The sequence below is a fragment of the Microbacterium sp. BF1 genome (genome assembly GCF_019279095.1).
GTDB classification, from domain to species: Bacteria; Actinomycetota; Actinomycetes; order Actinomycetales; family Microbacteriaceae; genus Microbacterium; species Microbacterium maritypicum.
This window is the reverse complement of sequence record NZ_JAGYWT010000138.1, coordinates 1-5,659: the sequence shown is the minus strand read 5'-3', so window position 1 is coordinate 5,659 and position 5,659 is coordinate 1. Positions and strand designations below refer to the sequence as shown.

The following is a 5,659-nucleotide window of genomic DNA, read 5'->3' as shown; positions in this document are numbered from 1 at the left end:
GTCCGCGCCGCCGGAGTTCGTCGCATGACCGGCTTCCTCGGCGCTCTCTCCGACGCCTGGGCGGAGATCCGCGTGCACAAGCTGCGCGTCCTGCTCAGCCTGATCGGGATCGCCGTGTCGGTGGGGGCGCTCACCGCGGTCGTGGCGGTCTCGGAATACCAGCGCCAGTTCCAGGCCGAGCAGTCCGACCGGTGGGGAGGGCGAGCGGCGACGGTCGTCGTCTCCGTCAACAGCGATGACGGCACACCTGTCGACGCCGACGATTTCGATGCGCGCTTCAGCCGTGTCTCCGAGCGCTTCGGGTTCAGCCACACGGCGCGTATCGCCCAGGGAGTGCTCCTCGACGTGCAGCTCCCCGAAGGCATAACGCCGGTGGCCGCGCGTGTCATGGACCCCGCGTTCTCGCAGATCCACCGGGAGCGGCTTCTGGAGGGGCGCTGGTTCCTCGACTCCGACGTCGAGGCGATGGCGCCGCCCGTCGTGATCACGGAGCCGCTCTGGGAGCGTCTGGGACGAGTGCCGCTGACGCAGCACCCGACCGTCACGCTCAGTGGCCCGGCCGGAGGCACCTACCAGATGGTCGGCATCACACCGCGCCAGGGCTTCGGCGACGAGGAGCTGCGCGTGGACCTGCTCTACGATGCGTACCGCGCGCGCGTGGATGCGCTGCCCGCCGACGCCTGGACGCAGTACGAGATCTGGATGGGAACGGGGCAGGTCGACCAGATCGCGCCGGTGCTCGCGATGGATCTCCGAGCGGGCCTGCCCGAGGGACAGACGGTCACGGTGAACCGCTCCGACTGGGCGGCGCAACCGGGAGCTCTGGACGCTCAGGCCACGTTCGAGATGGTCACCGGGGGTATCGCAGCGCTGATCCTCGCTCTCGGTGCGCTCAGCCTGATCAACATCCAACTCGTGGCGATGCGCCAGCGCGTGCGAGAGATCGGGGTGCGGCGCGCCTTCGGAGCGAGCTCGGGGCGGGTGTTCTTCGCCGTCTTCCTGGAGAGCCTGGTCGCGACGACCGTGGCAGGCGTGATCGGGATCGCGATCGTCGTCGCCGTGCTGCGCTCGGAGTGGATCATCACGTCGATGTTCTACGGGATCCAGGACATCCCGCCCTTCCCCATGCGCGCAGCGCTCATCGGTCTCCTCGCCTCCGTCATCGTCGGGGCGGTGTCGGGATTCATCCCCGCCCTGGTCGCGCTGCGGGTGAAGGTGATCGATGCGATCCGTTTCTGACACGCGCCTGCTGTCGGCCACTTCATGATGGAAGAATGAGCGCATGACCGAGCTCGAGTACCGCGTCGCCGACCTGTCCCTCGCCGAAGCCGGCCGTCACCAGTTGCGACTCGCCGAGAACGAGATGCCGGGTCTCATGGCGCTTCGTGAGGAGTTCGGCGCCGCGCAACCCCTGAAGGGTGCCCGGATCGCGGGCTCGCTGCACATGACAGTGCAGACCGCCGTCCTCATCGAGACGCTCGTGGCGCTCGGCGCCCAGGTGCGGTGGGCGAGCTGCAACATCTTCTCGACCCAGGACGAGGCGGCGGCTGCGGTCGTGGTCGGCCCCGGTGGCACCGTCGACGCGCCGGCAGGCGTTCCCGTGTTCGCATGGAAGGGCGAGACGCTCGACGAGTACTGGGCCTGCACCGATCGCATCTTCGACTGGTCCTCTGCAGGTTTCGACGGACCCAACCTGATCCTCGACGACGGCGGAGATGCGACCCTGCTCGTGCACAAGGGCGTCGAGTTCGAGAAGGCCGGTGCCGTTCCCGAGCCGACCGAGACCGACTCCCACGAGTACACGATCATCCTCGACCTGCTGCGCGCCTCGCTCGCGGTCGCACCCGATCGCTGGACCAGGCTCGCCGCTGGCCTCATCGGCGTCACCGAGGAGACCACGACCGGTGTGCACCGGCTGTACGAGCTCGCGGCCGCGGGGGAGCTGCTCTTCCCCGCCATCAACGTGAACGACTCGGTCACCAAGAGCAAGTTCGACAACAAGTACGGCATCCGGCACTCGCTTCCCGACGGTCTCAACCGTGCGACGGACGTGCTCATGGGTGGCAAGGTCGCCTTCGTCTGCGGCTACGGAGACGTCGGCAAGGGGGCTGCTGAGGCTCTGCGCGGTCAGGGTGCGCGCGTGATCGTGAGCGAGGTGGATCCGATCTGCGCGCTGCAGGCCGCCATGGACGGCTTCCAGGTCGCGCGTCTGCTCGACGTGGCCGGCGAGATCGACATCCTGGTGACCGGCACTGGCAACCGCGACGTGGTCACGACCGAGCATCTGCAGGCGCTGAAGCACCTCGCGATCGTGGCGAACGTCGGTCACTTCGACAACGAGATCGACATGGCAGGGCTCGAAGCACTCGACGGCGTGGAGAAGGTCGAAATCAAGCCGCAGGTGCACGAGTGGCGCATGCCGAACGGTCGTAGCGTCCTGGTTCTCAGCGAAGGACGCCTGATGAACCTCGGCAACGCCACGGGGCACCCGTCGTTCGTGATGAGCGCGTCGTTCACCAACCAGGTGCTCGCACAGCTCGAGCTCTACACGAACATCGCCGCCTATCCGACCGGCGTCTACGTGCTTCCCAAGGCGCTCGACGAGAAGGTGGCCCGCCTGCACCTCGACGCTCTCGGTGTGCAGCTGACCACGCTCACCGACGAGCAGGCCGCCTACATCGGGGTACCCGTGGAGGGGCCGTACAAGCTCGAGCACTATCGGTACTGAGCACGCCCACTGCGGAACGGTGCTGACAGGAGGCGCCGAGTACCGGCTCAGACGCCGACGCGTCTACCGGTGAGCCGCTCGGCGCGCCGATCGGAGTTCTGCAGTGCTCTGCGCTCGCGCTCACGGCGCAGCACGGTGATCCCGATCAGGATCTGCTCCGGCGGCGCGGAGGGCATCGGGGAGACGAAAGGGCTCGCCTCGGTGAGCAGATCGAGGGCGACCCGCTCCCGCGCGGCCGGGATCATGCGGGGAGCGCTCTGCAGGAACTGGGAGATTCGGCGGGCGAGCCGGTCGGGGAGACGCGCGACGTCGGCGATCTGGGCCCAACCGGCCAAGGCCGGAGGGAGCACCGGGACGTGCGAGACGAGTGCCGGTGTGCGCACGCGCTGGCTGTAGGTTCCGGCGACCAGGTCGCCCAAGCGCTGCGACCGCGCGTTGAACGCGCCGGTGAGCACGGCGACGCCGCCGAAGGTCATGTAGATCTCGAGCACACCCAGAAGGGCTCGGATGAAGGCGTGACGGAACCCGGCGGCACCACCGTCCACGCGTACGATCCTGCCGCCGACCGCCAGCTTGCCGAGACTGCGCCCCTTCAAGGCGACCTCCATCGTGATCGGCAGGACGACGAAGCTCACGACGAACGCCGAGACCAGGGCGATGCGGTCGGTGGTCTCATCCAGCACGCCGACATCCAGCAGCCAGATGCGCAGGAAGATCCACAGGATGAACACGGCGTATCCGAGGAGCATGTCGATCGCGGCGCCGAGCGCCCGCAGGAGGAACCCCACGGGCTGCACATCGATCGCGACGGCTTCGCCGGAGAGCACCTCGTCGGAGACGTCGATCGGGACGGACATGAGTACAGTAAATCAGGTGGATGCCGATGCGTTGACCGATGCACGCCGCGCCGAATGGGAGCGACTGGACGAACTCAGTCGCGCCCGACTCGACGGCGACGGGGTGGACGAGCTCATCGTGCGATACCGCGCCGCCTCCGCCGATCTGGCCGAGCTGAAGACATCCGTCGGCGACTCGCCCCAGGGCGCGTATCTGTCCACCATCCTCGTTCGCGCCAGGCTGCGCCTCACCGGCGCGTCCGACAGCATCCTCACGCAGACGGGACGATTCTTCCGCCTGCAGCTTCCTGCTGCGCTGCACCGCCTGCGCTGGACGACGCTGGTGATCGCGATCTCGTTCATCGCGGTCGCCGTCGGTACCGCAGCCTGGATCGCGAGCGATCCGGCGCTGGTGGCGACCCTGGGCTCCCCGGCGGCCCTCGAGCAGTACGCGGACGAGAGCTTCACGGGCTACTACACCGAGAACCCGGCCGCTGCCTTCATGGGGATGGTCTGGACGAACAACGCCTGGATCGCCATGCAGTGCGTGCTCTTCGGCGTCACCGGGATCTGGCCGGTCTACGTGCTCGTGCAGAACGCGATGGGACTCGGCACCACCGGGGCCGTGATGGCCGTCCACGACAAGGCCGACCTCATGGTCCTGTACATCCTCCTGAACCGCGACATCGACCGCGACAACATCCTCTCCGCATCGCAGGCGCTGGAGTACGGCATCGTCGACCAGGTGCTCACGACGCGCAAGCGCGCCTGATCCCGATCGACTCGAAGGGCGTCCGTCATCACGACGGGCGCCCTTTCGTCGTCCCGGCGGATGTGCACTCGCCCTGGCGGAGAATGCGCATATGAGCAAGATGGTGCGCGAACGCTGTCAAAGGCCTACTCTGGAGGAGGAAGGAGGAAGCCGTGGAAGAAGATCTGCTCATGGTTCGCGTCGCCGAGCTGTACTACGACGAGGACAAGACCCAGGACGAGATCGGCGGACTCCTCAAGATCTCCCGGTGGAAGGTCGGTCGGCTGCTAGACACCGTGCAGTGCCTCGACGACGGGGGCTAGTTCCGGCTGCGCCGCCGCGTCTTCGAGCACCCGCTCGAGGGCGGCGTCATGGATCGGTCGCGCTTGTTCGTAGAGCTCGCGACCTGCGGGAGTGAGCTCGGTGTAGATGCCGCGACGGTCATCGGCACACAGGATGCGTGTGAGGAGACCGCGGTCCTCGAGGCGGTTGACCAGGCGGGTCGTGGCGCTGGGGCTCAGGGCCGCCGCACGCGCGAGCTGCTGCATGCGCATGTGCCATCCGTCCTGCCTGTCGAGCGCGTCGAGCACGGTGTACTCGACGACCGAGAGCGATGCCGCCTCTCCCAGGCTGCGCTCGAGCGCGGTCTCGATCAGGCCGTGCAGGGCGGCGAGCGTCCGCCAGCCCTGCGCACGCACCTCGACCGCGTCGTCACCGATACCCATGGCCATCCTCCGAGTTAGTTGCTTGCGCCATATACTTGCGTGTGCAATCATTACGTTCGATGTGCAATATGCGGCGTCTGCAAGTATCCCCACCAATCTATCAGGAGAGTCGTCATGCCTCCAGGACTGATCGCCCTCGCCATCGGGGCGTTCGGCATCGGACTCACCGAGTTCGTCATCATGGGCCATCGCGCGCACGGCCGCGGACCGGGCGCCACCGCCGATGAGGATGCCCCGCTCCGTGGGCACGCCGAGGTCGCGGATCGCGTTCAGGCCGAACAGCAGACCGCCGAGCACGCCCTCATAGGCCGAGCGAGCGACGTTCTCTCTCGTGGTCGAGGCGAGCGTCATGCCGAATAGGGTTCCGGTCGCATCCGGGAGGTTCGGGGTGCGCTCGCCCTCCAGGTACGGCTCGAGCACCAGACCGCCGGCACCGGGAGACGCAGCAAGGGCGAGTCGGCTGAGTTCTTCGTGATCCACTCCGAGGAGGGCGGCGAGCGTGTCGAGCACCCGCGCGGCGCTGAGGGTCGCGACGAGCGGCAGATGGCCGTCGGCTGCGTCGGCGAATCCGGCGACCGTTCCCGAGGGGTCGATCGTGCGATGAGCGCTCGTCGCGAAG

The 5,659-nt window shown here is 67.7% G+C and carries 6 protein-coding genes and 1 pseudogene; 4 read left to right on the top strand and 3 right to left on the bottom strand.

All coding sequences use genetic code 11. The features are described from left to right. Both KZA10_RS06900 and ahcY read left to right on the top strand, forming a co-directional pair. On the top strand, positions 1-1,239 hold a 1,239-nt coding region (locus KZA10_RS06900), incomplete at its 5' end, for an ABC transporter permease (protein ID WP_256934512.1). Between the two features lie 43 nt (positions 1,240-1,282). Continuing rightward, the gene (ahcY, locus tag KZA10_RS06895) at positions 1,283-2,728 is read left to right on the top strand and encodes an adenosylhomocysteinase (protein ID WP_141386474.1); all 1,446 of its coding nucleotides are present in this window, start codon (positions 1,283-1,285) and stop codon (positions 2,726-2,728) included. A gap of 47 nt (positions 2,729-2,775) precedes the next feature. Here the strand turns inward: ahcY and KZA10_RS06890 are convergent, their stop codons facing one another. After that, complete coding sequence (locus tag KZA10_RS06890) at positions 2,776-3,585, bottom strand: RDD family protein (protein WP_055869091.1); 810 nt, start codon at positions 3,583-3,585, stop codon at positions 2,776-2,778. On the opposite strand from KZA10_RS06890, the gene KZA10_RS06885 reads away from it, so the two are divergent. Continuing rightward, a complete protein-coding gene (locus KZA10_RS06885; protein WP_218682488.1) occupies positions 3,584-4,336 on the top strand; it encodes a stage II sporulation protein M in 753 nt (250 codons plus the stop codon). The two genes, KZA10_RS06890 and KZA10_RS06885, sit on opposite strands and share 2 nt — an antisense overlap. Before the next feature lie 152 nt (positions 4,337-4,488). Continuing rightward, positions 4,489-4,638, top strand: a complete 150-nt coding sequence (locus KZA10_RS06880) for a hypothetical protein (protein ID WP_256934511.1) — start codon at positions 4,489-4,491, stop codon at positions 4,636-4,638. Here KZA10_RS06880 and KZA10_RS06875 read toward each other — a convergent pair. Together KZA10_RS06875 and KZA10_RS06870 are read right to left on the bottom strand one after the other, a co-directional pair. After that, on the bottom strand, positions 4,603-5,040 hold the full coding sequence (locus KZA10_RS06875) for a MarR family winged helix-turn-helix transcriptional regulator (RefSeq protein ID WP_218682489.1): 438 nt from the start codon (positions 5,038-5,040) through the stop codon (positions 4,603-4,605). The two genes, KZA10_RS06880 and KZA10_RS06875, sit on opposite strands and share 36 nt — an antisense overlap. Positions 5,041-5,289: 249 nt before the next feature. Then, positions 5,290-5,460 (bottom strand): annotated as a pseudogene (locus KZA10_RS06870) (xylulose kinase); the annotation flags it as partial. Between the last annotated feature and the right edge of the window lie 199 nt (positions 5,461-5,659).

What these genes read in the sequence shown, in the direction of transcription:
- ahcY (WP_141386474.1), top strand. Translation starts at nt 1,283, where the DNA reads ATGACCGAGCTCGAGTACCGCGTCGCCGACCTGTCCCTCGCCGAAGCC.
- KZA10_RS06885 (WP_218682488.1), top strand. Translation starts at nt 3,584, where the DNA reads ATGAGTACAGTAAATCAGGTGGATGCCGATGCGTTGACCGATGCACGC.
- KZA10_RS06890 (WP_055869091.1), bottom strand. Translation starts at nt 3,585, where the DNA reads ATGTCCGTCCCGATCGACGTCTCCGACGAGGTGCTCTCCGGCGAAGCC.
- KZA10_RS06875 (WP_218682489.1), bottom strand. Translation starts at nt 5,040, where the DNA reads ATGGGTATCGGTGACGACGCGGTCGAGGTGCGTGCGCAGGGCTGGCGG.